25 protein-coding genes are annotated in these 23,600 nt (G+C 70.6%); 17 read left to right on the top strand and 8 right to left on the bottom strand.

Features of this window, described 5'->3' with window-relative positions; genetic code table 11:
• Position 1 precedes the first annotated feature (1 nt).
• Positions 2-994: a methyltransferase gene (locus WH85_RS27285; RefSeq protein ID WP_045744876.1), complete on the bottom strand. Its 993-nt coding sequence runs from the start codon at positions 992-994 to the stop codon at positions 2-4.
• A 108-nt stretch (positions 995-1,102) separates the two neighbouring features.
• Between WH85_RS27285 and WH85_RS27280 the strand changes: the two genes are divergently transcribed.
• Both WH85_RS27280 and WH85_RS27275 read left to right on the top strand, forming a co-directional pair.
• Positions 1,103-1,669, top strand: a complete 567-nt coding sequence (locus WH85_RS27280; RefSeq protein WP_157411234.1) for a hypothetical protein — start codon at positions 1,103-1,105, stop codon at positions 1,667-1,669.
• Positions 1,670-1,674: 5 nt separating this feature from the next.
• Entirely contained in the window at positions 1,675-2,058 is a 384-nt protein-coding gene (locus WH85_RS27275) for a RidA family protein (protein ID WP_045744874.1), read from the top strand.
• A gap of 260 nt (positions 2,059-2,318) precedes the next feature.
• On the opposite strand, the gene WH85_RS27270 is transcribed toward WH85_RS27275, so the two are convergent.
• On the bottom strand, positions 2,319-3,086 hold the full coding sequence (locus WH85_RS27270) for an NADPH-dependent F420 reductase (RefSeq protein ID WP_045744873.1): 768 nt from the start codon (positions 3,084-3,086) through the stop codon (positions 2,319-2,321).
• 171 nt (positions 3,087-3,257) lie between these two features.
• Here WH85_RS27270 and WH85_RS27265 point away from each other — a divergent pair, with 171 nt between their 5' ends.
• From WH85_RS27265 to WH85_RS27250, 4 genes are all read left to right on the top strand, one after another.
• Positions 3,258-3,869 (top strand): TetR/AcrR family transcriptional regulator, encoded by a 612-nt coding sequence (locus WH85_RS27265; protein WP_045744872.1) that lies wholly within the window; start codon positions 3,258-3,260, stop codon positions 3,867-3,869.
• A gap of 73 nt (positions 3,870-3,942) precedes the next feature.
• Positions 3,943-4,461 (top strand): hypothetical protein, encoded by a 519-nt coding sequence (locus WH85_RS27260; protein ID WP_052720837.1) that lies wholly within the window; start codon positions 3,943-3,945, stop codon positions 4,459-4,461.
• A 194-nt stretch (positions 4,462-4,655) separates the two neighbouring features.
• Positions 4,656-5,567, top strand: coding sequence for an MBL fold metallo-hydrolase (locus WH85_RS27255; RefSeq protein ID WP_045744871.1), 912 nt, complete (start codon positions 4,656-4,658; stop codon positions 5,565-5,567).
• A gap of 23 nt (positions 5,568-5,590) precedes the next feature.
• On the top strand, positions 5,591-6,454 hold the full coding sequence (locus WH85_RS27250; RefSeq protein WP_045744870.1) for an AraC family transcriptional regulator: 864 nt from the start codon (positions 5,591-5,593) through the stop codon (positions 6,452-6,454).
• A 235-nt stretch (positions 6,455-6,689) separates the two neighbouring features.
• Here WH85_RS27250 and WH85_RS27245 read toward each other — a convergent pair whose 3' ends face one another.
• Together WH85_RS27245 and WH85_RS27240 are read right to left on the bottom strand one after the other, a co-directional pair.
• Positions 6,690-6,926, bottom strand: a complete 237-nt coding sequence (locus WH85_RS27245) for a hypothetical protein (protein ID WP_052720836.1) — start codon at positions 6,924-6,926, stop codon at positions 6,690-6,692.
• A gap of 24 nt (positions 6,927-6,950) precedes the next feature.
• On the bottom strand, positions 6,951-7,817 hold the full coding sequence (locus WH85_RS27240; RefSeq protein ID WP_045744869.1) for a cyclase family protein: 867 nt from the start codon (positions 7,815-7,817) through the stop codon (positions 6,951-6,953).
• 76 nt (positions 7,818-7,893) lie between these two features.
• Between WH85_RS27240 and WH85_RS27235 the strand changes: the two genes are divergently transcribed.
• The 3 genes from WH85_RS27235 to WH85_RS27225 all read left to right on the top strand — a co-directional run bounded on the left by WH85_RS27235 (position 7,894) and on the right by WH85_RS27225 (position 12,023).
• Positions 7,894-9,867 (top strand): ATP-binding protein, encoded by a 1,974-nt coding sequence (locus WH85_RS27235; RefSeq protein WP_045744868.1) that lies wholly within the window; start codon positions 7,894-7,896, stop codon positions 9,865-9,867.
• A gap of 35 nt (positions 9,868-9,902) precedes the next feature.
• Positions 9,903-11,345, top strand: a complete 1,443-nt coding sequence (locus WH85_RS27230) for a hypothetical protein (protein WP_157411233.1) — start codon at positions 9,903-9,905, stop codon at positions 11,343-11,345.
• A 150-nt stretch (positions 11,346-11,495) separates the two neighbouring features.
• On the top strand, positions 11,496-12,023 hold the full coding sequence (locus WH85_RS27225) for a P-loop nucleotide/nucleoside kinase family protein (protein ID WP_045744866.1): 528 nt from the start codon (positions 11,496-11,498) through the stop codon (positions 12,021-12,023).
• Here the strand turns inward: WH85_RS27225 and WH85_RS47445 are convergent.
• Positions 12,009-12,302 carry an SbtR family transcriptional regulator gene (locus WH85_RS47445; RefSeq protein ID WP_052720835.1) on the bottom strand — a complete coding sequence of 98 codons (294 nt, stop codon included), beginning with the start codon at positions 12,300-12,302 and terminating at the stop codon, positions 12,009-12,011. The genes WH85_RS27225 and WH85_RS47445 overlap by 15 nt on opposite strands.
• Here WH85_RS47445 and WH85_RS52395 point away from each other — a divergent pair.
• The gene (locus tag WH85_RS52395; protein WP_211275459.1) at positions 12,213-12,785 is read left to right on the top strand and encodes an NAD(P)-binding domain-containing protein; all 573 of its coding nucleotides are present in this window, start codon (positions 12,213-12,215) and stop codon (positions 12,783-12,785) included. The genes WH85_RS47445 and WH85_RS52395 overlap by 90 nt on opposite strands.
• Here the strand turns inward: WH85_RS52395 and WH85_RS27210 are convergent.
• Positions 12,748-15,453, bottom strand: coding sequence for a toll/interleukin-1 receptor domain-containing protein (locus WH85_RS27210; RefSeq protein WP_045744865.1), 2,706 nt, complete (start codon positions 15,451-15,453; stop codon positions 12,748-12,750). The two genes, WH85_RS52395 and WH85_RS27210, sit on opposite strands and share 38 nt — an antisense overlap.
• Positions 15,454-15,671: 218 nt before the next feature.
• On the opposite strand from WH85_RS27210, the gene WH85_RS27205 reads away from it, so the two are divergent.
• Positions 15,672-16,403 (top strand): S16 family serine protease, encoded by a 732-nt coding sequence (locus WH85_RS27205; RefSeq protein WP_045744864.1) that lies wholly within the window; start codon positions 15,672-15,674, stop codon positions 16,401-16,403.
• Here WH85_RS27205 and WH85_RS27200 read toward each other — a convergent pair.
• Both WH85_RS27200 and WH85_RS27195 read right to left on the bottom strand, forming a co-directional pair.
• Positions 16,369-17,184 carry a hypothetical protein gene (locus WH85_RS27200; RefSeq protein ID WP_045744863.1) on the bottom strand — a complete coding sequence of 272 codons (816 nt, stop codon included), beginning with the start codon at positions 17,182-17,184 and terminating at the stop codon, positions 16,369-16,371. The two genes, WH85_RS27205 and WH85_RS27200, sit on opposite strands and share 35 nt — an antisense overlap.
• 76 nt (positions 17,185-17,260) lie before the next feature.
• Positions 17,261-17,713, bottom strand: coding sequence for a hypothetical protein (locus tag WH85_RS27195; protein WP_045744862.1), 453 nt, complete (start codon positions 17,711-17,713; stop codon positions 17,261-17,263).
• Between the two features lie 245 nt (positions 17,714-17,958).
• Between WH85_RS27195 and WH85_RS27190 the strand changes: the two genes are divergently transcribed.
• The 6 genes from WH85_RS27190 (at position 17,959) to WH85_RS27165 (ending at position 23,563) form a co-directional block, all read left to right on the top strand.
• Complete coding sequence (locus WH85_RS27190; RefSeq protein ID WP_211275458.1) at positions 17,959-18,906, top strand: glycoside hydrolase family protein; 948 nt, start codon at positions 17,959-17,961, stop codon at positions 18,904-18,906.
• A gap of 5 nt (positions 18,907-18,911) precedes the next feature.
• On the top strand, positions 18,912-19,910 hold the full coding sequence (locus WH85_RS27185; RefSeq protein ID WP_045744914.1) for a LacI family DNA-binding transcriptional regulator: 999 nt from the start codon (positions 18,912-18,914) through the stop codon (positions 19,908-19,910).
• Positions 19,911-19,987: 77 nt separating this feature from the next.
• Positions 19,988-21,265 (top strand): ABC transporter substrate-binding protein, encoded by a 1,278-nt coding sequence (locus tag WH85_RS27180; RefSeq protein ID WP_045744913.1) that lies wholly within the window; start codon positions 19,988-19,990, stop codon positions 21,263-21,265.
• Positions 21,262-22,167: a carbohydrate ABC transporter permease gene (locus WH85_RS27175; RefSeq protein WP_045744861.1), complete on the top strand. Its 906-nt coding sequence runs from the start codon at positions 21,262-21,264 to the stop codon at positions 22,165-22,167. The genes WH85_RS27180 and WH85_RS27175 overlap by 4 nt, the downstream gene beginning before the upstream one ends.
• The gene (locus WH85_RS27170; protein ID WP_045744860.1) at positions 22,164-23,009 is read left to right on the top strand and encodes a carbohydrate ABC transporter permease; all 846 of its coding nucleotides are present in this window, start codon (positions 22,164-22,166) and stop codon (positions 23,007-23,009) included. Before WH85_RS27175 ends, WH85_RS27170 begins: the two co-directional genes overlap by 4 nt.
• Complete coding sequence (locus WH85_RS27165; RefSeq protein WP_045744859.1) at positions 23,006-23,563, top strand: hypothetical protein; 558 nt, start codon at positions 23,006-23,008, stop codon at positions 23,561-23,563. The genes WH85_RS27170 and WH85_RS27165 overlap by 4 nt, the downstream gene beginning before the upstream one ends.
• Positions 23,564-23,600: the final 37 nt, after the last annotated feature.

Here is a 23,600-nt window from a genome sequence, read left to right as displayed (position 1 = left end):
GTCAGGACGCCACGATCACCGCGTACGGCGGCTGCAGGTCGAGGACCGCGGACCGGCGCAGGCCGGCCCGGGAGAGCAGGTCGTCGAACTCGGCCAGGGTGCGCTCCCGGCTGCCGGTCATGGCGAGCATGGCGATGTCCATCAGCGGCGCGATCCCGGACGGCCGGTCGGCGATCACGATCTCGGTGATGACGATGCGGCCGCCCGGGCGCAGGGCGTCCCGGCACGTCGTCAGGATGCGGACACAGTCGTCGTCGGACCAGTCGTGCAGGACGGTCTTCAGCAGCAGGATGTCGCCGTCCGGGACCGCGGTGAAGAAGTCGCCGGCCACCGCGGTGAACCGGCTGCTCAGGCCCGCCTCGTCGGCGGCCGCCCGGGCGCCCGCCATCGCGTGCGGCAGATCCAGCACGGTCGCGCGCAGATCGGGGTGCCGGGCCAGCAGGGCCAGCGCGAACGACCCGTGCGCCCCGCCGACGTCGACCACCGTGCGCGCGCCGGTCACGTCGAGCACGGCCACCGCCTCGCTGATCACCGGCGCGGACATGCTCGTCATCGCGGCGCCGAACAGCGCCCCCTCGTCCGGGTGCGCGGCCAGATAGTCGAAGAACGGCATGCCCAGGGCCTGCCGGGTCTGCTCCTCGCCACTGCGGATCGCCTCCGGGATCCGCGCCCAGCTCAGCCACATGCACGGGCTGGACTGCGCGGCCGCCATGTCCCGCAGCGACATCGGCGCGTCGCGGTGAAGCACGGCCAGGGCCGGGGTGGTGGCGAAGCCTTTCTCCGCGTACGCGACAAGCCCGATCGCAGCGCAAGCACGCAGCAGGCGTGCCGTGGCGTCCGGGTCGGAATTCTCCGCCTCGGCGATCTCCGCGGCGGTCCGTGGCCCGTCGGCCAGATGCTCGGCGAGCGACAGGTCGACAGCCGCGCGCACGGTCTGCGCCAGCCACGGGCCGACGAGGAAACCCATGACCGTCTCGTAAGGACTCACCGTCATGCCCCGGAACGTAACGCCGCGCGCCCCGCCCGTCAGCCCGGCCTCAGACCCTGCGAATTCGCCGCTGTACGGTGGGCGTCGTCAATCGAAGACTATCGAAAGAGACACATGCGCCCACCCGTCATCGTGACCGCCGTCCTGTTGCTGGCCGGTTGTTCGTCCGCCCCGGATGCGCCCTCGCCGGAGGCCGCGCCGTCGAGCGCCGCCGCGGCCCCGTTCCGGTTCGAGGTCCCCGAGAAGATCGAGGGCCTGCCGCGGACGGCGAGCCCGAAGTGGCTCAAGGAGGCGGAGAGTTCGGCGGCGTTCCTGAAGGGCAAGGTCCTCAACCCGACGGACACGGTCGCCGCGGCGTACCTCGACACGAAGAAACCGCTCGACGGCATCGAGGTCAGCGCCGCCGCCGGCCGAGTCGCCGCCCCGCAGGTCACCCTGCGGCTGATGACGCAGAACGCCGCCGACCTGGACGACGTCGCACCGGTCGACCTGGGCGTCGAGGGAGCCGTCGCGACCTGCGGCATCTCCCACGCGAACGACCCGTCGGTGGACACGGTCTGCCACTGGGCCGGACCGGACACCGTCGGCATGGTCCGGATCTGGGGGCTCGAGGAGCGCAAGGCCGATTTCCCCGCCGTCCATGCGGCCATCCACCCGGCTTCTCGCTCGAACGGGGGATAGATCCGGTGATTCTGCGCAATCCGACCGGCGTGCATGCCCCGGTCGCCGACTACAGCCACCAGATCGAGGTGCCCGCCGGCGGTCGCTGGCTGGTCCTGTCCGGGCAGATCGGCATGACGCCCGACGGCACCGTTCCCGGCGACCCGGTCGAGCAGATCACCGAGGCGCTGGCCAACATCAGCCGCAACCTCGAGGCCGCCGGGATGACCGTCCGCGACCTGGTCAAGCTCACGTTCTACCTGGTGGGGGCGGTTGATGCGGCAGGTCGCCGGGCCGCTGTCACCACATGGCTCGGCGGTCACGAGCCGTGCACCACGCTCCTCCATGTGTCGGCGCTCGCCGATCCAGCGCTCGTCGTGGAGATCGACGCATGGGCGTACACGGCCTGACACCCATGAAACCGATGTCGTAGCTGGGTGGTGGGTACAGACCGCTGCTCCCGCCGAGGGCCTCGGAGAGCTTCGCCGGCCGCTACGCGTCCGGAACGCGAAGCCCTCCGAGGCGGCCTGCGTGAGTCCTCCGCGATGGCCGGGCTGGAGTTTCCGGGGCGATCTGCCCTCTCACGACGGCCTGCTCTCGCGGTGTTCTGCTGGCGTTTTCGCGGCGGGCTGTTGTCGTGGCGGGCCGCGTGAGTGGCCGGCGTCGTTCGTCAGGCGATCACGCGGTCGGCGGTGAGCTTGCGGGACGCACCGGCGAGCAGCGTGCGCAGTCGGTCCGCGGGGAGCGGGGCACCCGGGTCGGGCGCGTACGCCTGCGGGGGAGTGCCGGTGCGCAGGGCTTCCGCAAGCTGCGTCCACGCGGCCCAGAGGGCGTCGGGGTCGGCGCAGTACGGCGCGGTGTAGGCGTCGGTCTCGGGTTCGAAGCGCCAGCTCTCGGCAAGGGGGCCGGCATCGACGGTGTCGAAACCGAGCCGGCTGATCAGCTCATCGGCGGCGGCCTTGGCCTGCGGGTCGTCGCCGGCGATGGGCAGCGCGGTGCGGTCGGCCGCGCCGGCCGGGCGGGCCAGTGCCGTGATGTGGTGCGCGCTGAGGTTGTTGAACGCCTTGACGAGTGTGGCGCCGCCCAGATGCTGCTGGACGAGTTCGCTGGTGGTGAGTTCCCCCGCGTCGAGGGCGGGGAGGTGGCCGTCCCGCGACGCGTAGTAGTTGCTCGCGTCGAGCACGACCTTTCCCTCCAGCGCGGCGGCGGGGAGTTGCCGGTACGCGGCGAGCGGGATGCTCACCACCACCTGATCGCCGGCGCGGGCGGCTTCCTCGGGGGTCGCGGCCCGGGCCCGCGCGCCGAGCCGCTCCACTGTCGCGGCGAGGGTCTGCGGGCCGCGGGAGTTCGCCAGGACGACGTCGAAGTCCGCCGCGATCGCCAGCCGGGCGAGTGTGGTGCCGATGGCTCCGGCGCCGATGAAGCCAAGTGTTGCCATGGGGGAGTCTCCTCAGTTCGCGGACGGATCGCGTCCGCCGGGTGGTGCCGCCGACTAATCGGAGCGGCCGCTCCGCTTCAAGCTAACACCAAGCGGAGCGCCTGCTCCTGTTGTTCGGGTCACAAGCGGAGCGAGCGCTCCGAAACGGGCGCCGTGTCGTAGGCTGAACCCGTGACGCTCGCCGACCACGCCACTCCCGCACCCCGGCCCGGCCGCCGCGCCGACGCCGAGCGCAACCGGGCCGCCATCATCGAGGCGGCCGGCAAGGTCTTCGCCGAACACGGCGGCGGCGTCGATGTCCGGGAGATCGCCCGGCGCAGCGGTGTCGGCATGGGCACGCTCTACCGGCACTTCCCGACCAAGGACGAGCTGCTCGCCACCGTCCTCGAGCGGCAGTTCGACGGGTGGCTCACCGACGCCCACGAGCAGGCCATGGCCACCGAGGATCCGTGGCAGGCGCTCGACGGCTTCTTCGACCGGCTGCTCACCAACCAGGCCGGCAACCGTGCCGCCGTCGAGAGCTTCGCCGCCACCGGCGGTCCGAGCGCCGCCTGCATCCAGCGCTGCTACTCCTGCATCGACCAGCTGCGCGCCCGCTGCGCGGACGCGGGCGTTCTGCGTCCCGGCGTCACCACCGACGACCTGTTCCAGCTCAGCGGCTCCCTGAGCCAGGCCGTGCTGACCACCGCCGAGAGTCACCCGGGCCAGTGGCGCCGCCTGCTGCGCATCTCCCTCGACGGCCTCAGCAGCCGCAACACCGGGCCCCTCCCGCCCCTCGCATAGCGACCCCGGCCGCCGCGGCCGGTGGCACACGTCGGTCGTGTCGTCCCCACCCGGGGCCTGCTAGATTCCGGGCATGCGCGGACCATCGACCGCCATCGTTGCGGGAACCCTGCTGGCACTCTCGTTCACGACGCCCGCCCGGGCCGACGCGCAGGGCGAGGGCTGGGAGCGCATCCCCAGCCCACCCTTCGACTATCCGGCCGGAGTGCCCTGCGCCTTCGCCGTCCACGCCGACCCGGTCGTGGACGCGGTCTACTACAAGACGCTGACCACGTACCCGGACGGCTCGGTGCACACCGAGGCCGCCACCGGCCCCCTCGTCTACCGCCTGACCAACGTCAGCACCGGCGCCACCGTCCGCGGCAACGCGAGCGCGAGCGGCACGGCGACCCACCACGAGGACGGCGCGGTGACGATGCGCAACCACGGTCCGCTGCTGGTCGCCTTCCGGGTGGGCCAGGGCAACCTGCCGCCCGGCTACTACCAGCTCGACGGCCCGAACTGGCGCCTCGACATCTCCGCCACCAACTACCGCACCGTCTCCGGTGACTACCACATCGCCAAGGACCTGTGCGCCGCCCTGTCCCAGTAGATCAGCTTGCTGTTCACCCTCGGACCCCTCACCGGTGCTACGGCGGAGCAGCCCGCTGCGTCGTCAACGGCCACTACAGCGAGTGATGCTGGGCCAGTTCGCTGCTTCCCGGGGAGCCGCGTTCGAGACGTTGCCTCAATCAGGAGAGACGACGGCGCATTTCCCATCGATCGGGCACCGCCTACCGTGAAGAGATGCAAGGATTCGTTTTCGGCAATGTTCAGTTCTTCCGAGTTGTCGAATGGCAGGGTGCGTTCTCGACCATCGATGTCCTGTTTCCGTCCATGCCCGACGAGAGATGGCGCCGGAATGCCTCCTGGCTGGCGCCCGAATTCATCGACGATGAAACGCGTGACTGGCAGGCGAACGTACAGACATGGGTGCTGCGCAGCGAGGGGCGCACCATTCTGATCGATACCGGTATAGGTAACGACAAGACCCGTGCGGTCGATGTGTTCAATAAGCGTAACGGTGATTTCCTCGACCGCCTGGAAACGGCAGGGGTGCGGCCGGAGGATGTGGATGTGGTTATCAACACCCATATTCATAACGACCACGTCGGTTGGAACACCCGCCTGGTGGACGGTGATTCGGTACCGACGTTTCCCAATGCGCAGTATCTGATCAGCCGCGCCGACTTCGACTACTGGAATCCGGTCAACGGCCACATCCCGGCATCTCCGTTTCAATCCGCGGCCGACACAGGCATCACCTTCGAGGACAGCATTCTTCCCGTTCATCAGGCCGGCCAGGCAGTGCTGTGGGAGGGCAACGAGTATCGCATCGACGAGCATCTCGTGCTGGAGTCGACGCCCGGTCATACACCCGGTTCGGCTGTGCTGCGGCTCGATTCCGGCACGGACCGGGCACTGTTCGTCGGCGATGTCATCCATACTCCCCTTCAGGTGCTCGAACCTGATCACGACACCTGTCTGAGTGAGGACCAGGCCGAGGCTTCGCGATCCCGCCGCCGCGTCCTGAGCCAGGCAGCCGCGACCAACAGCCTGGTGATCCCGGCGCACCTGCGCGGAACAGGCATCATGGAAGTCGCGGGGTCGCACGGGAACTTCTCGATCAAGGACTGGGGACCACGAACGGGCGCTTGATCCGTCTGGGACACAATCAGGCCATGGACGTACTGAGCGACGCGGTCAGCGCCATGCGGGTGGGCCACCCTTCCATGACGCTGATCGCGGCGGAACCCTCGTGGGCGGCTGACTACGAGACCTTCCAGGGCGCCCACTTCTACGTAGTCACCACCGGAAGGCTCCGAGTGTCCGGGCCCCGCGAATCGGTCACGATCCTGAGAACGGGAGACGCCGCGCTGTTTCCGCATGGGAACGCACATTCAATCGCAAACGACTCCGCCGAAGTCACCCATATGCTGTACGGCACCTACCGGATGGACCGGGCGCGGCCACACCCGTTATTCCAGGACCTCCCCGATCTGGTCCATCTTCCCATGAATGCGGACCGCCATCCGGGTCTCCAGGCATCGATCGACCTGGCACGTAGCGAATTCGATGGGAACATGTACGGCAAAGACCTGGCTCTGCCGGCCTTACTCGACGTGATCCTCATTCACCTGATTCGTGCCTGCCTTGCCGAACGTGCCGGAACGCAGGTCACCGGCTGGTGCGTCGCGCTCGCCGACGAGGTGATCGGCCGTTCGCTACGCGCTGTGCATGAGAGTCCCGCCCATCCATGGACCGTGGAATCGCTGGCCATGCGCGCGGGCCTTTCTCGCGCCGCCTTCGCCCGCCGTTTCACCGCCGCGGTGGGGCAACCGCCGCTCACTTACCTGACGTGGTGGCGGCTCACGACGGCAGCGCGCCTGCTGAAGACGACCGATGTTCCGCTTTCCGCCGTGGCGCAACGCAGCGGCTACGGTTCGCCCTATGCTTTCGCCGTCGCGTTCAAACGCGAATACGGCATCTCTGCCGGTCGATACCGGCAACAACGTCGCGCGGACCTGGAGCAGAACCGCAGATAGCACGCCATCCCCGTCGATATGCCGACGCACTGTCATCGGCTATACACGTTTCGCGATCAAGGTTTGCGTGGTGACTTCGGGCGCGCTGATTACCCGAAATCACCACACTGTTGTGGGGCGTGGTGATTTCGGCCGCCCTGAGAGGGCGGTAGGAAACGTTAGGTCCGTTTCGGGATGAGGGCGAATACGCCCGGTTCGTTTCGGTCAGGATCTTGTGGTTGACCAGGCGTTTGAGTCATGCTCGGGCGCCTTCGACGTGTTTCGGTGTCGGGTCGACGCCGACGGTGAGGCAGACGTCCTTGGCTCTCATCCCGGCCGGATTCGCGGTGAGGACGGCGAGGATCTGCTGGTAGGGGGCGCTGGCGATGGTGGGGTCGTCGTCGGTGAACTGGTCGGCTGCCAGGTCGCGGAGGGTGGTGCGGGTGGTGGCCAGGTCGGCGAGTTCGTTGTCGAGACGGGCGGATCTGATCACGATCCCGGCGCGGGGTGACGAAGGTCAGAAGACCGCCAGCGGGTTGACCGGCAGGCCGGTGGTGCCGGCGATCCGGGGCGCCGCCATCACGAACTGGAACGTCCAGCGTCCCAGCTCCGCGCACGTCACCGCCAGCTCCGACAGGTCCGGGCCGTCGATCAGCGGGATGGCGAGTCTGCCCAGGCCGAGCCGGTGCAGCGCCCCCGGCACCTCCCCGGGCAGCGGCGGCATCGCGTCGCCGACGTCGCCGGCGAACACCGCCACACCTTTCTCGTGCAGCCAGCGGACCGCGCCGGCCGTCATCCCGGGGTACGGCGGTGCGGCGGTTGCCCGGTCCCAGCCGCCCCGCACCGTCAGGGCGTCACCCGGCAGCACGTCGACGCCCGCGCGGGCCGCCGCCTCGTCCAGATCCCTGGCGGTCACCGGGTGCGCCGGGGCGAGGCGTCCACCGGGGGCCAGGTCGAGCAGCACGCCACGGGTGAGGATCCCGCCGCCGTAGACGTCGGCGGCGCCGTGGCGTACCCCGGTGGGACCTGAGCTGTCGGCGACGTCGACGCCCGGGTAGACCCGGCCGCCCTCGGCCCAGTGCCCCAGACCGTCCAGATGGGTCACCTCGGGGTGATGGGTGGTCACCACCATCACCTCGGCCATCGCGGGCGCGCCGAACCCGGTGAACAGCATCATCGTCTGCACGGCGGTGGTCGGTGCGGTGGCCGGTGCCGTCGGTCCGCCGGTCAGCGGGAACGGCGTCGTTACCCGGGCCAGGGACACGGTCCGTCCGGTGCGTGCCTCGGCCGCCCCTCGTGCCCGTGCCTCGTCGGTGATGAGGTTGACCGCGCCGAGCTGGTCGGTGTCACCCCACCGGCCCCAGTTGTCGGGAAAATCTGTCATGCCGAGAATCGTGGTGGTTGCGGGCCCGGCCCGACAGCCCACCCGGTGCCCATCCGGTGCCCGATACAGTGCGGGCGTGACATCGCTCCGGGATTCTCTGCGTGACCTGCGACGGCGGTCCTTCACCGGGCGCGGCCACGAGGTCGCGGTGTTCCGGGCGGCGCTCGGCACCACCGGGGTGCTGTTCGTGCACGGTCCCGGCGGCGTCGGCAAGAGCACCCTGCTGGACGCGTTCGCGCAGGTCGCCCCGGAGGCCGTCCGCGGCGACGCCCGGCATTTCGGGCACGCTCCGGAGACGCTGCCGGTGCCGTCCGCCGGTCCGTGCCCGGTGCTGCTCCTCGACACGTACGAGCTGCTGGAACCGGTCGACGACTGGATCCGGGACCACTATCTGCCGTCCATGCCGGACCACTGCCTGGTGGTGATCGCCGGACGGCAGCCGCCGGGACCGCGATGGCGGGCGGATCCGGCCTGGCGGGTGCTGACCCGGGTGGTGGCGCTCGGCAACCTGCCGGATGCGGACGGCCGCGCCTACCTGGACACGCAGGACGTGCCGGAGGCGCTGCACGAGCGGCTGCTGACGATCAGTCGCGGTCATCCGCTCACCCTGTCGATGATCGTCGACGCGGTCCGCCGTGGCACCGTCCCGGACACCCTCGACGACCTGCCCGACGTGGTGGGCGCGCTGCTCGGCCAGGTGATCGACGAGGCGCCGACGCCCCGGCACCGCACCGCCCTGGAATTGTGCGCGCAGATGCCGGTCACCACCGAGGACGTGCTGCGGCCGGTGATCGGCGACGACACCGGCGCGGTGTTCGCCTGGTTGCGCGCCCGGCCGTTCGTCGACGAGAGCCCCTACGGCCTGCACCCGCACGACGTGGTCCGGGACGCGCTCAACGCCGACCTGCGCTGGCGCGATCCGGACCGGTTCGCGGAACTCTACCGCCGGAAACTCGTCGCGGTCCGGGACCGGATCCTGGCCACCGCCGACGAGCGCGAGCGGGTGCAGCTGGTCGTGCTGGCGGTCGTCCTCAACGGCCGGCGCTCCCCGCACGACGCGCTGCGGTCGCTGCCGCCGGCGATGGGCGCATACCCGGACGGGCTCCGCGACGGCGACCAGGATCCGATCGTCGCGATGACCCGCCGATGGCAGGGCGAGCAGCAGGCCGGGCTCTGCGCGTACTGGATGAGAAAATGCCCGACGGCCTTCCGGGTCTTCCGCGACCGGCGCGGCGACGTCCGCGGCTTCGCCGCACGTCTGGATCTGACCGAGAGGGATCTAGGTGCGGATCCCGGCGCCGACACCCTTTGGGGGTACGCGTCACAGCACAGTCCCGCCCGCCCCGGCGAACGGGTGCGCGCGTGGCGGTTCTTCCTCGACGCCGAGCACGGGCAGGGACCGTCGCCGTCGCTGACCCTGTTCGTCGCCTGCCAGATGCTCGACATCATGCTGCTCGACGACGACACGGCGTGGACGCTGGTCGGCGCGTTCGAGGACGTGCAGCGATGGACGCCGGTGATGACGCTGCTCGACTTCCGGGAGGCCGGGGCGTACACGATCGGCGACACGACCTATCCGGTGTACGCCCACGATTGGCGCCGCGCCGGCTTCACCGCGTGGGTGGACAGGTTGCACGCCCAGCAGTTCGGCGCACCGGCCCGGCTCGCCGACGCGGATGACCACGACCCGGTGCTGTCCGAGAACGACTACACCGAGGCGGTCCGGTCCGCGCTGCGTGACCTGCACGCGCCGGAGCTGCTGCGGTCCAGCCCGCTGACGGGCACCCGCCTGGTCCGTCGGCAGTCGACGAACGGTCGTCCGCCCACGGAGGCGTTGCGCGAGCTGCTGGGCGAGGCCGCGTCGTCGCTGACACCGGACCTGCACCGGCTGGTCGAGCGGACGTTCCTGCAGCCGGTGTCCACCCAGGAGCGGGTCGCCGTGGAGTTGCACCTGTCGTTCAACACGTATCGGCGGCACCGGGACAAGGCGGTCACGAGGATGGCCGCTTGGCTGTGGGACCGGGAGACTGCAGCTTCCGCGTACACCTGAGATGCGTCTTTGATCTTGACCCTATGCTGTTGCGCGTGACGGGTGACAGTGATGGTGCGCGTGTCCTGGAGGCTCTGCTCGCGGCTCTGGGCCGGTGGCCGGACGTCGGGAGCCAGCCCCGCATGAACCTCGAGCAGTGGAACGCTCTCACCGTGAGTGAGGTGAAGGCCTACCAGGACAAAAGCATCGCCGCCGTCCGTGCTGTCGACGACCTGTGGCCGCTGACCGACCAGATCCGCGAGGTCGGCCGGTTGCGGCACGAGCCGGCCGTGCCGACCTTGATCCGGCTGTGGCAGGAGTGTCCCGTCAACCCGGTCATGGTGGCCGCCGGTCATGCGCTGTTCGCGATCGGGACCGTCGAGGCCCGCGACGCCCTGCGGAGCGGGATCCATGACCACGACCACCTCGGCCGTTTCCTGGCCCTGAAGGTCATGTTCACCGACGACGGCACGCCCTGGGACAACGTCGGGCACCTGTTCTCCGACGCGTCCCTGGCGACCGCGGCGGGGGTGGCGGCCGCTTACGATGCTCTCGGCCACCTGCCGCCGGTATCGCAGGACCGCCGCTGGCTCGACCTGTGTGTCCGGCTGCGCGACCACGAAATCCTGGGCGGCCCGGCCCGCGAGGTGCTCCAGCAGGCCGATCCTGCCGTCATCGCTCCGGCGCTGGACGCCGCCCGGGCCGCCCGGCCGGCACCGGCGCGACCCCCGCACCTGCGGCCGGGGGACCTCGTCACCCGCTACCGGGACGGGGACCATCGCGGGGTGTGGCGCGACCTCGGGGCCGTCGCCCACCTCGACGACCGGTGGCGTGCGGAGGCCGAACAGGTGGCCGCGCTGACCATGGAACGGGTCCGGCAGAACGCGGTCAACCTGACCGCCGCTCTCCAGGCCCGCGGCTGGCCGGTCACCGTCGCGAAGGCGCTGCCCGGCCCTGCCGCGGATGTCGAGGACCGGCTGCTCGAGCTGGAACAGATCACCGGGTCGGCGGTGCCGCCGGCGCTGGCCGCCTACTGGCGCATCGTCGGAACGATCGACCTCGTCCCGCGCGACACGTGGGACGGCCCGTTCCCGGCCGGTGTCCCCGAAGAGCTGACGATCGCCGACCCGCTGGAGATCGTCGACCGCGGTTTGGCTTTCGCGGTCGAGAGGTGGCAGGACAAGACGAAGAACCTGCACCCCGAACTCACCGGGCCGATGAAGATCGCCATCGCCGCCGACCACCTGCACAAGGCCAACATCAGTGGCGGCGCGCCGTACTCGGTCCGGCTGCCCGACACCGGCGCCGATCCTCTGGTACGCGACGAGGAGCACGGCCTGACCTTCACCGACTACCTGCGGCACGCCTTCGCCGGAAAGGGTTTCCTGCGGCTCGACCGGCAGGACGAGTGGCGCGCCTACTACGACTTCACCTCCGACGATCTGGCGGAACTGACCGGCTGGCTGGACGGCGTCGACTACGAACACCTGGACTTCTGAACCACGCCGGATAGGGTGACGGCATGGGTTGCTTCGCCGCCATGCACATCCGCGCCGCCGCTTGACGGCGGTCCCGCGGCCTCACCGCGTGCCTTTGGCGCACCGCCGGATCAGTGTCCCCGATCGTCTGGTGATCCGGAAAGCAGACCCATGTCCCTGCTCTTACTCATGGTCGGGCTTCCCGGCGCCGGGAAGTCCACCCGGGCCGAAAAGCTCGCCACGGCTCATCGTGCGCTGCGGCTGACCCCCGACGAGTGGATGCTCACCCTGTTCGGTGAGTTGGAGGTCGACCGCAAACGCGACCTCCTCGAGGGTCGGCTCATCGCGCTGGCATTACGAGCGCTGCGCCTGGGCACCCCCGTCGTTCTCGACTTCGGACTCTGGAGCCGCGACGAACGGTCGGCCCTGCGCTGGTTGGCAGCCGCCGCCGGGGCCACCTGCCAGGTGGTCTACCTCCCCGTCGATCCCGGTGTGCAACGCGCCCGCATCGCCCACCGTCAGGCGACCGCGCCGCACACGACCGTCCCGATGAGCGAGGCGGACCTGGAAACGTGGCGTCGCTTGTTCCAGGCCCCCGACCTAGCCGAACTCGGTGGCGCCGACATTCCCGGCCCGCCACCGGGATGGCCGGGCTGGCGCGAATGGGCCGCCGACCGTTGGGGTCTACGCCTCGAGTGATCCGTGAGGGCTGATGCCGTGGAAGGCCAGAGCCACCAGACGGTCCGCCTCCCCGGCAGGGTCGCGGTGCTGCTCGGTGGCCAGGACGATGCCGGTGACCGGGGTCAGCAGGTCCGCTGACGTCACCTCCACGGCTACGGCACCGGCGGCGATCGCCCGTTGCACCAGCGGCTCACCGGCGTCGGTGACGTGCACGCCGGTGTATCCCTGGGCGGCCGTCTCGCCCTCTTCGCGCATCCACGCCGCCGCCAGCCCCCGGGAGGAGGTGGCGTACTCCACGAGGGCCGCGAGCCGGCCGAGCAGGGCGGCCCGCGCGTCCCGGGTGTCGGCGAGGTCGCGGGCCCGGGCTTCGAGGGCGTCGACGCGCTTGCGGAAGGCGGCGTCGAGCAGGTCCCGCTTGCTCGGGAAGTGCCGGCGGACGGTGGCCGATCCGACGCCGTCGCCGTGGTCGTCGCCAACTCCCGCGGCCCGCAGAGCCTTACCGGCCTCGTCGCCGAACTCGGCCCCCGCGCCGCCGCCGGAACCGTCGAGCAGGCCGCGACGGCCGGTGCGGCCACCCTGCTCAGCATCCCGATCGGCGTCTACTCCGCTCTGCCGGCCGGGCTGTTGGACGGGCGGATCGTGCTGGACACCGGCAACTACTATCCGTCGAGGGACGGCCGGATATCCGAGCTGGACAGCTGTCCGAGCGGGTCGACGTCGCCGCCCGTGCTTTCTGACGCGGTCACTTCGGACCGCACAGCGGCCTGCTCGGCCCGGTGAAGCGGGAACGTTCCTGGCCGGTGAGCTCACGGTGGGCCATCGTGCAGGCCACCGCCCGCCACGACGACGGGCGGGCGTCGGCGATCGCGGCGAGTTCCTCCGTCGGCGCGATCGCGTAGCTTCCCCAGGCGAGCAGGCCGTCCCGGCTGAACGTGAGGCTCTGCACCGCGTCGAGCGTCCCGGTCAGCACGTCGCCGAGGCGCTGCCGGCCCGGCACGTCCCACAGGACGATCCGCCGGCCCACGGCCACCGCCAGCATCGTGCCGTCCGGGGAGAACGCCACCGCGCCCAGGTCGGTCTCCTCCTGGACCAGCGGTTCGCCCCGTGGCAGGCCGGTGCCGGCGTCCCACAGCATCAGGCGGCCGTCCCCGCCGGTGGAGACCAGCGTTTCGGCGTCCGGGCTGAAACCCATGCCGTGTACGCCTCCGTGATGCCCCGCCCCCGTCACGACACCGCCGTCGGCGTCGTGCAGGACGATCCGTCCGTCCGCCCCAGCGGCGGCGATCAGTCGTCCGCCCGGCTGGAACGCCACCGTGCGTGTCTCGCCGGCCCCGGTGTCCGACGGCGCCCCGGTCCGCTGCCACGTCCGGGCGTCCCAGCTCAGGATCGTGCCGTCGGCGCCCACCGCGACGAGCAGCTTCCCGTCGGGTGTGAAGGCCACCCCGGTGACGTCGCCGTCGTGCCCGGCCGGGTCGGCCGGCAGCCGACGCCAGGTCCGGGTGTCCCAGAGCCGGACCCGGCCATCGGTGGTCCCCGCCGCGAGCACCGTTGCGGCCGGGTTGAAGGCCACGCTGGTGTAGGTCCCGTCGAGCGGCTCGGTGACGGCCTTGCGGGTGGCCGCGTCGAACACCGTGATCTGGTCGAGGGTGACCACCGCCAGGTGCCGTCCGTCCGGGGTGAAAACGACCGTCGACACCATGTCGCTCGCCCCGCCGAGCAGGCCCTGGCCGAGGCGCATGGTCCGGTTCAGGTCCCAGCGGATCGCGGCGCCTTCGGTGGTGGTGGCGATGAACGCGGCGTCCACCGGCCCGGCCGCCAGGCCGGCGACCACGCCCTGGCTCGGCAGCGGTTCGCCGATCTGCTGCTGCTCGGCGACGTCCCACCGGGTCAGCAGGCCCTCGCGGTCGGCGGCGAGCAGCTCGGTGCCGGCGGTGTCGAAGGCCATCGCGGTCATCGGCGCCCGCTCCCCGGCGATGTAGCCGAACTCCCCGTCTCGCTGGTGGTCGCCCGTCCGCCACAGGGTGATGACGCCTCCTCCTCCGCCACCGGAGGCGAGCAGCGTGCCGTCCGGGCTGTACGCCAGCGCGCTCACCCGCTGGCTGTAGTCGCCGACGGCGATGGTGATGTCCGGCCCGCGGGGTCGACGGCCGCGCAGGTCGTAGAAGCGGATGCCGGCTTCCAGCCCGTAGGCGAGGGTGCGCCCGTCGGGGCTGACCGCGATCGAGGCCACCGGTTCGGGTGCGGCGACGGGGGTGAACGCCGTGCCGTCCCAGACCGTCACGGCACCGTCGCCGAGCAGGGCCATCCGGTTGCCGTCGCGGCTGAACGCGGCGGCCTCTACCGGTTTCCCGGCGGTGGCGGGTTTCCCGAGGACCGTCCGGTCCCGGGTCCGCCACCGGGTGACCGCCCCCTGCGCGTCGACCGTGGTGACGACGGTGGCGTCCGCGTTCAGTCCGATACCGATCACGGTGGCGCCGGTCCCGGTCAGGGTGGCCGTGGGTTGCAGGGTCGTCGCGTCCGACAGCACCACGTCCCGGTTGCGCGCGGTCGCGACCAGGTTCGCGCGCGCCGACACCGCGACGGCGCCGGCCGGGCCGCCGCTGCCGTCGAGGAACCGGGTCAGCTGCGGCAGGTACTCGACGCTGCCGAGCAGGGCACTGCGCGCTTCGGCGGTGTCGCGGACGTCCAGCGCGGCCAGGCTGAGCAGCAGCGACCGGTCCAGCCGGGTGGGCCGGCCGGTCACCGCCTGGGCGGCGAGCATGCGGGAGGTGGCGGTGTCGCGTTCCGTCCGGGCCCGGTCGCGCTGGTCGACGGCGGCCCAGGCGGTCAGCGACACCGCCACGGCGAACACGGCGAGACCGGCGACGAGCGAGCCGAACCATCGCCGGGTACGCCGGAACTGCCGGACGTCCTCGCCGATCAACTCGTCCTTGGGGCGTTGGTGGACGCTCGCGGAGAGTTCGGCGACGAGGTCCCGGAACCGCGGGTTGCGCAGCGAGATGTCGGTCTCCGTCGCCACCCAGCGGGCGTCGACGTGCCGGGGTTCGTCGGTGAGCCGGCCGCGCAGCACCGGCGGCAGGGCGGTCGTCCGTCCCCAGTCGACGTCGTTCGCGGCGTGGTCCCACACCAGGTCGCCGTCGGTGAGCACGATCAGCAGCCGGTCGGACCGCCCGGCCGCGCACCAGGTGTCCAGTTCGCGGCCCACCCACGCGGATGCCGCCGCCCGGGGCGAGGCCAGCAGGACCAGCCAGCGCGACGACTGCAGCGCCTGCTCGATCCCGGCCCACAGGTGCGGGCTCGCGGACAGGCTGGAGTCGTCGCGGAACACGCGCAGCGCCCGCAGCCGGTACCACGGTTTGGCGAAGCTGTGCAGGCCGCCGCGCAGGGCGGTGGCCAGCCTGCTGTCCGCCGCGTGGCTGTAGGAGAGGAAGCAGTCGTAGTCCGGCACGCTCCGATGGGACAGCCCGCGAGTCCCCGGCGCCAGACCGTGTCCGAGATCCGACCCTCAGGGCCTGCGGTAGATGCTCGTCGCGTCGTCAGGGCGTACCACCGAGGAACCGACGGCCGTGACCGCCAGAAGCACGCCGAGCACCGCGGTGGCCCGGCGGCGACGACGGCGCATCCCGCGCCCGCCGGTCGCACAGGTGCCGGCACTAGGGTGCGCTGATGACGAAACGCGGGAGCCTGGTCGCCGCCGGCGTCCTGGTGACGGCTCTCCTCGCCGCCGGTGCCTGGTTCACGCCCCTGCCGTACGTCGTGTGGCAGCCCGGACCGGCCATCGACGTGCTCGGCGACGACGTCATCACGGTGGCCGGGGCGGCGACCTACCCGTCCACCGGCAGGCTGTTGCTCACCACCGTCGCGGTGGACGGCGACACCGACCTGGCCGGGGCGCTGCGAGCCTGGTTCGACGAGGACGAGGCCCTGGTTCCCCGGGCCGCCTCCTACCCCGGCGACCAGGCACGGCGGGCCAACCAGGCGTTGTTCCAGCAGTCCTCGGCGGCGGCGGTCGCCGGTGCCCTCACCCGGCTCGGCAAGTCCGGCGGGGCGCAGGTGCGGATCAACCTGGACGGTATCGGCGGCTCCAGCGCCGGCCTGATGATCCTGCTCGGCATCGTCGACACCCTCACCCCCGCCGACCTGACCGGCGGCACGACGATCGCGGGCACCGGCGAACTCGACCCGGGCGGCGCGGTCGGCCCGATCGGCGGCATAGCCCAGAAACTGCACGGCGCCGGGCGGGCCGGTGCTCGCTGGTTCCTGGTCCCGGCCGGCAACTGCGACGAGGCCGCGGGCATCACGGTGCCCGGCCTGACGACGGTCCGGGTCGCCACCGTCGACGACGCGCTGGACGCGCTGGACGTCATCGCCGCGGGCGGCACCCCACCGCCGTGCTGAAGCCGCTTACCAGGGCCGAGATGCCGAGGGCGCAGCAGCCGAGGATCGCCGCGGGACGGAACAGCGCGTACATGTAGATGTCCCAGGGGATGAACGGGTACCGGTCGCCGGCCGTGAAAACCTGCGCCCCGATACCGGCGGAGGCGACGAACGCCGCGGGCGCCGACAGGGCCAGCCCGAGGAGGAAGAGCGGCTCGGCCCCGCGGATGCGGGAGCCCAGCAGGAAACCGGCGAGCGCCCCGAGCAGCCACGCCGTCCCGGTCGCCCGGAGGACGGCCCGGGGAGTCTGCCGGTAGACCGACACCTCGACCTCGTCCGGATACAGCTGCGTCACCCACAGGGTCCGGCCCGGCATGGTCGCCGTCACGTCCTCGCCGGGATCGTGCCTGTCGACCGTCCACCCCGCCGCCCGCAGGCCCGGGCCGACATGCGCGATGACGTCGCGTGGCGACGCCACCTGAGCCGTGACGATCAGCTGGCCGGGAAAGTAGTCGTCGCCGCCGAAGAGCAGGAATCCGAACCGTCGGCTCTGCACCTCGGCGTCCTCGTATCCGGCGATCCCCGGAATCAGGTCGATCCGCACCGTGCGGGCCTCCGGGAAGAGATCCGCGGCGAGTTGCCGGCCCCACGCCTCGCCGGGGATCTCCGCCGCGGTCGCCTGCCAGGAGACGGCGGCCGCCGTCGAACCGCACGCGGCACCGAGAACGACCGCCAGCAGGACATTGCGGAGAAGACCGCCCCAACGGGTCGGCGTTCCCGGCCGGCGACTGATCTTGAGCACAGTGCAGCGTCGCACAACAGGCGACCAGGTTCCGTTCGCGTCTCCGCCTTCGGCAAGGCGAGGCGAGGCGAGGCGATCAACTCTGCCGGGGGCGGGGCTCCCAGGGCGGTGAATGGCGGGCGAGGTACTCGTGAGCGCGGGGGAGCGGATCACGCCAGTACTGATGCGGCATGCGATGGACGTGGTCGGCGCAGAAGGTGGGGAGATCGGAGGTGATCGTGATCCGCTCGAGCGGGCGGCCCTCGAAGTCCTGATTGGCCGTGAACAGCTGCGACTCGCGGTGCCATCCGGAGTGGTCGAACGCCCAGTCGTCCCACGTCGCGTAGACATGGCCGACGTGGTGCTCGCCGACCGCGCGAATGCCTGTGATGCCGATCGATCTCTCCGGGTATGCTGCGCGGCAGACCCAGGCCAGGATGTGGCAGGCTCCAGCCGCGAAGAACGCCTGGTCAGATCGCTCCCAGGCCACTCTCTGATCGGCGCGTTCGAGCGGTGTCCGACGAAATGCTCCTGCTGCCGTCGCCTCCACACCACGATGCTAGACACGTTTCGAAATCGCCATGCGGACGGGCTTCGCATGCTGACCGTGGAACGTGTGTAGCGCCTGCTCGGAGGGCGATTGCCAGCAGCGCTTGTATCGATACAATATCGGGGTGCCGGATGACGGCGCTGCGATGGCCGGACACCATTGACATGACCTTTCTCGCGTACGCGAAAAGCCGGTTCCGTTGATCGCCGGTGAACGGCGACGACTGCTGAGGAGGACGACAGCCGGTGACGATCGTGGTGCCGCGACCGCTCTACCGTGACCCGATCCTCGACGGCGCCGCCGACCCGGTGCTGGTGTGGCACCGGGGTGAGGGCGCCTGGTGGATGATCTACACGAACCGGCGGGCGAACGTGCCGGGCCTGCCCCGGTTCAGCTGGGTGCACGGCACCGACCTGGGGGTCGCGTCGTCCACCGACGGCGGCGTGACCTGGCTCTACCGGGGTGTCCTGCAAGGGCTGGACACCGAGTGGGGGCGGCACACCTACTGGGCGCCGGAGATCGTCGACGACGGCGGGACCTATCACATGTACCTGTCGGTGGTCCGCGGCGTGCCCGACCGCTGGCCCGGTCACGAGCGGACCATCCGGCACTACACCAGCCCGGATCTGCTGCATTGGACATACCGGTCCACTCTCGATCTGTCCTCACGCTACGTCATCGATGCGTGTGTGGTCGCGCTGCCGGGCGGCGGCTACCGGATGTGGTACAAGGACGAGGCCGACGACTGTCACACCTGGGCCGCGGACAGCGACGACCTGCACGACTGGCGGGTGCGGGGGATGGCGGTGGCCGGCCGCCCGCACGAGGGTCCGAATGTGTTCAGTCTCGGCGGATGTCATTGGATGCTGGTCGACGAGTGGCGGGGTCAGCGGGTGCTGCGCTCCGACGATCACGAGCACTGGCAGCCGCAGGGTCTCCTTCTCGGCGAACCCGGAAGTGCAGAGGATGACGGTACGGCCGGACTGCACGCCGACGTGGTCGTCCGCGGGGAGGACGCGCTCGTCTTCTACTTCACGCACCCGGGTCATCGGCCGGGCGGGCCGCAGGACACCCACGAATCGCGGCGCTCGTCGATCCAGGTGGCCCGGCTGACCGTGGCCGGCGGGACGCTGGTCTGTGACCGCGACGAGGTGTTGTACGGTCCGCTCCTGCCTCCCGTGGTCGGCGCGTGACCGTCATGGCGACGATTGCGGACGTGGCCCGGGCGGCCGGGGTGTCGCCGATGACGGTGTCGAATGTGATCAACGGCCATCCGCACGTGCGCGAGTCGACCCGGGTCAAGGTTCTCAGCGCGATGACCGCGCTGGATTACCGGGTCAACGTCGCCGCCCGCAACCTGCGCCGCGGCCGCACGGGGGTGATCGGCCTGGCCGTGCCGGAGATCCACCGGCCCTACTACGGACAGTTCGCGGCCGCGATCATCGCCGCCGCGCAGCGCCGTGACCTGCGGGTGAGTATCGAGCAGACCGGCGCGTCGCGGGAGAACGAGCTGGCGGTGCTGGCGGTGTCGCGCAACCGCCTCTACGACGGGCTGATCCTGAGCACGGTCGGCATGGGTGCCGCCGACGTCGAGCATCTCAGGGTGCCGTACCCGGTGGTCATCCTCGGCGAGCGGATCTTCCAGGCGCCGGTGGACCATGTGGCGATGCCCAACGTCGACGGCGCCCGGGCGGCGGTGCGGCATCTGGTCGACCGGGGGTGCCGGCGGATCGCGATGCTGACCGGCGCCGAGACCCGCGACGTCAACGTGTCCCGGCTGCGCCTGACCGGCTACCGGCTGGCGCTGGAGAGTGCCGGCCTGGCGTACGACCCGGCCCTGGTGCAGCGGATGGACGCCATGTCGATGGCCGCCGCCGCCGAGCGGGTGCACACGATGGTCGCCGCCGGCCTGGACTTCGACGGCCTGTTCTGCCTGACCGACACGGCCGCGATCGGCGCGCTGCGGGCCTTCGCCGACCTGGGGGTACGCGTCCCGGCGCAGGTGAAGGTGATCGGGTTCGACAGCATCGAGGAGGGCCGGTTCACCGTCCCGTCGCTGTCCACCATCGACCCGGATCACACCGCGATGGCCGACCGGGCCGTCGACCTGCTGGTCCGCCGGATCGAGGGCGATCGTGGCCACGAGGAGTTCGTCAGCGGCTTCTCCCTGGTGGCGCGCGAGTCCACCGGGGACTGATGACGGCACCGTTTCCGCGGCGTTGCCGAGCGCGTATTGTGTCCCACGCCACTCTCATGTAACGATACAAAACCATGATGGTCGATCGACGTCAGCTACTCGTGCTCGGTGCGCTGAGTGCCGCCTCCACCACCCTGGCCGCCTGCGGGGGAGGGGACGCGGACGACGGCTCCGGCGCGGCGACGCTGAACTTCGCCTTCTGGGGCAACGACGACCGCGCCACCAAATACCAGCAGGCCATCGACCTGTTCCAGCAGCAGAACCCGGCGATCAAGGTGCAGACCTCGTTCGCCGCGTGGGACGTCTACTGGCAGCAGCGGTCCACCGAGGCCGCCAGTTCCAGCCTCCCCGACGTACTCCAGATGGATCTCGCCTATCTCGCCAAATACGCCCGGACCCGGCAGCTGCGCCGGCTCGACGACGACCTCGGCGACGGCCTGACCGTCAACGGCATCGACCCGAACATCCTGCCGTCCGGTAGGTACGACGACGGCACGTACGCCGTTCCCACCGGCACCAACGCGTTCGCGATGTTCTACAACGCCACCCTGCTCGCGGACCTCGGCATCCCGGCGCCGACCACCCCGCTGACCTGGGCGCAGTACCAGCAGTTCATCACCGACGTCTCGGCCAAGGGCGCCGGACGCCCGGAGAGGGTCTACGGGTCGGTCGACTACACCGGCGTCTTCTGGATCTTCCTGCACCACATCCGCCAGTCCGGCAAGGACCCGTTCACCGGCAACAAGCTCAACTTCACCGAGGCCGACCTGACCGCGTGGTGGGAGTCGACCGCCGCGCTGCGTCCCACCGCCCTGCTCCCGGCCAAGGACGTCACCGCGCTCAAACCGGTCTCGCCGTTCGCCAAGAGCCGCACCGCCAGCGAATTCGCCTGGGACAACCAGCTCGCCGGATACCTCGGCGACTCCGGCGGCAAGGGCGAGTTCAAGCAGCTCACCCTGCCGACCGACAGCGGCACCAGCGGCCTGTTCTACAAGGCGTCGATGCTGCTCGCCGTCGCGCAGAACTCCGAACACCCCCAGCAGTCGATCAAGCTGGTCGACTTCCTGATCAACAACCCCGAGGTCGGCAAGATCTTCGGTACGTCCAAAGGCGTCCCGGTCACACAGGCGCAACGCGACGCGGTGCAGGCCAGTGGCGTCGACGCGCAGGTGCTGGCGTACGAGGAGAGCGTGAAATCCTCGGTCGGCGCCTCCCAGGGCGCCCTGCCGGAAGGCTTCGGCACCATCGAGACCGACTTCCTCACCATCGCCGAAGAGATCGCCTACGGCAAGACGACCCCGGCGGACGCCGCCAAACGCTGGTTCGCCGACGCCACCGACGCCCTGACCCAGTGACCGCGACCGTCGACGTGCGCCGGCGGCGCGACATCGCCGCCGGCTACCTCTTCCTGTCCCCGTGGCTGCTGGGTTTCGTCCTGCTCACCGCCGGTCCGATGATCGCCTCGCTGTACCTGTCGTTCACCAGCTACGACCTGTTCAGCAGCCCGTCCTGGATCGGCACGCAGAACTACACCAGACTGTTCGCCGACGAACGGTTCCGGCACTCGGTCACCGTGACCCTCGGGTACGTCGTCCTGGCCACCCCGCTGAAACTGGCCGCCGCCCTCGCGGTCGCCCTGCTGCTCAACGGCCGGCGCCGGGGCCAGGGCTTCTACCGGTCGGCTTTCTACGCCCCGTCGCTGATCGGCGCCAGCGTCTCCATCGCCATCGTCTGGAAAGCCCTGTTCGGCGCGGAGGGCGCGGTCGACGAGATCGGCCGGTTCTTCGGCTGGAACTCCGGCGGCTGGGTCGGCAACCCGTCCCTGTCGATGCCGATGCTCGTGCTGCTGTCGGTCTGGCAGTTCGGCGCCCCGATGGTCATCTTCCTGGCCGGTCTGAAACAGGTCCCCGCCGAACTGTACGAAGCGGCCCTGGTCGACGGCGCCGGCCGGATCCGCCGGTTCCTGAGCATCACCCTGCCGATGATCTCCCCGGTGGTCTTCTTCAACCTGATCCTGGAGACGATCCACGCGTTCCAGATCTTCAACTCGGCGTACGTCATCTCCGGCGGCAACGGCTCCCCGGCCGGTTCGACCCTGTTCTACACGCTCTACCTCTACATGCGCGGCTTCGCCGACCTGCGGATGGGGTACGCGTCGGCGATGGCCTGGGTGCTCGCCCTCGCCGTGGCGGCCCTGACACTGATCATGTTTCGCACGTCGCGGTCGTGGGTCCACTACGGAGGTGACCCGTCATGAGCACCGTACGCGGCCGGGCCGGCAGCATCGGGTTCCACCTCGGCTCGCTGGCCGTCCTCGTGGTCGTGCTGTATCCCGGCGTCTGGACCGTCGCCTCCTCGTTCAAGGACCGCAGCCAGATCGTCGGCAGCGCCAACCCGTTCACCGCCACGCCGACCCTGGACAACTTCCGCACCGCGCTGTCCGGGATCGCCGGGATAAGCTTCTGGGAGTTCTTCGGCAACTCGCTGCTGCTGGCCGTCCTGTCGGTGATCGCCGTCGTCGTGTCCAGCGCCGTCAGCGCGTACGCGCTGGCAAGGATCCGCTTCCCCGGCCGCGACCTGTGGTTCGCCCTGATGATCGGCACGATGCTCGTCCCCGCCCACGTGATGCTGATCCCGCAGTACATCGTGTTCCAGAAAGCCGAGCTGGTGAACACGTTCGTCCCCCTGCTGATCGGCAAGGTCCTCGCCACCGACGCGTTCTTCGTCTTCCTGATGGTCCAGTTCATCCGCGGCATGCCCCGCGAACTCGACGAGGCCGCCCAGGTCGACGGCGCCGGCCACGGCCGCGTCTTCTGGTCGATCATCCTGCCGCTGCTGCGCCCCGCGATCGTCACCTCCTCGATCTTCGCCTTCATCTGGAGCTGGAACGACTTCCTCGGCCCACTGCTTTACCTGAAGAAACCGGACATGTACACGCTGCCGCTGGCACTGCGCCTGTACATCGACCAGACCAGCACCTCGGATTACGGGGCGCAGATCGCGATGGCCGTGCTCGCACTCGTACCCGTCATGCTGATGTTCTTCGTCTTCCAGCGCTACCTGATCGAGGGCGTCTCCACCCAGGGGCTGAAGGGATGAACCCGAGATTCGCGCTGTTCGGCGAGGTGCTGCTCACCGGCGTGCTGGTCACGCTGGCGTCGCTGGGCCTGATCACGGCCCTGCCCGCGGCGATGGCCGGCGCCGGCCACCTGCGCCGCCACATCAACGGCGAAGGCGGATCCACGGTGTACGCCGACTTCCGCGCCGCCCTCGCCGGACTGCCCGGGCTGAGCGCCGGGCTGCCGCTCCTGGCCGCGGTGCTCACCTGGAACCTGACGGCCGGTCGGCAGGCCGGCCCGGTCGCGTTCACGGCAAGTCTGCTCGTCGCCGCACTCGGCGCGATCACCGTCGTCCGGCTGGCCGGTTCGTGGCGGTCTGCCGCCGACCCGCCCGCCGGCTCGGCTTCCGCGGTCCGGGCGGCGTTGCGTCAGACCGTTTCTGATCCGGTCGGCAGCGCGCTGATCGCCGGCGCTCTGCTCGGCGCGGTCGCGGTCGGCTGGATGCTGCCGCCGCTGGCCCTGGTGACGCCCGGCCTGCTGCTGCTCGCCGCCCTCGCGGTCAACCGGCGCCGGATGCCCGCAACAGCGCGCTGAAGACCGTCCTGAAGGTGGGCATCGGGTGGTTAGGCTT

Origin of the sequence: Actinoplanes rectilineatus (assembly GCF_000962825.1) — a bacterium.
In the GTDB taxonomy this organism is placed as follows: Bacteria; Actinomycetota; Actinomycetes; order Mycobacteriales; family Micromonosporaceae; genus Actinoplanes; species Actinoplanes rectilineatus.
The sequence above is the reverse complement of the archived record's forward strand: the minus strand, read 5'-3'. Positions and strand labels throughout refer to the sequence as shown.

Bases quoted from the DNA above. Each gene is read 5' to 3' on its own strand.
- WH85_RS27285 (WP_045744876.1), bottom strand. From the start codon at position 994: ATGACGGTGAGTCCTTACGAGACGGTCATGGGTTTCCTCGTCGGCCCG.
- WH85_RS27280 (WP_157411234.1), top strand. From the start codon at position 1,103: ATGCGCCCACCCGTCATCGTGACCGCCGTCCTGTTGCTGGCCGGTTGT.
- WH85_RS27270 (WP_045744873.1), bottom strand. From the start codon at position 3,086: ATGGCAACACTTGGCTTCATCGGCGCCGGAGCCATCGGCACCACACTC.
- WH85_RS27260 (WP_052720837.1), top strand. From the start codon at position 3,943: ATGCGCGGACCATCGACCGCCATCGTTGCGGGAACCCTGCTGGCACTC.
- WH85_RS27255 (WP_045744871.1), top strand. From the start codon at position 4,656: ATGCAAGGATTCGTTTTCGGCAATGTTCAGTTCTTCCGAGTTGTCGAA.
- WH85_RS27250 (WP_045744870.1), top strand. From the start codon at position 5,591: ATGGACGTACTGAGCGACGCGGTCAGCGCCATGCGGGTGGGCCACCCT.
- WH85_RS27240 (WP_045744869.1), bottom strand. From the start codon at position 7,817: ATGACAGATTTTCCCGACAACTGGGGCCGGTGGGGTGACACCGACCAG.
- WH85_RS27225 (WP_045744866.1), top strand. From the start codon at position 11,496: ATGTCCCTGCTCTTACTCATGGTCGGGCTTCCCGGCGCCGGGAAGTCC.
- WH85_RS27205 (WP_045744864.1), top strand. From the start codon at position 15,672: ATGACGAAACGCGGGAGCCTGGTCGCCGCCGGCGTCCTGGTGACGGCT.
- WH85_RS27185 (WP_045744914.1), top strand. From the start codon at position 18,912: ATGGCGACGATTGCGGACGTGGCCCGGGCGGCCGGGGTGTCGCCGATG.
- WH85_RS27180 (WP_045744913.1), top strand. From the start codon at position 19,988: ATGGTCGATCGACGTCAGCTACTCGTGCTCGGTGCGCTGAGTGCCGCC.
- WH85_RS27170 (WP_045744860.1), top strand. From the start codon at position 22,164: ATGAGCACCGTACGCGGCCGGGCCGGCAGCATCGGGTTCCACCTCGGC.
- WH85_RS27165 (WP_045744859.1), top strand. From the start codon at position 23,006: ATGAACCCGAGATTCGCGCTGTTCGGCGAGGTGCTGCTCACCGGCGTG.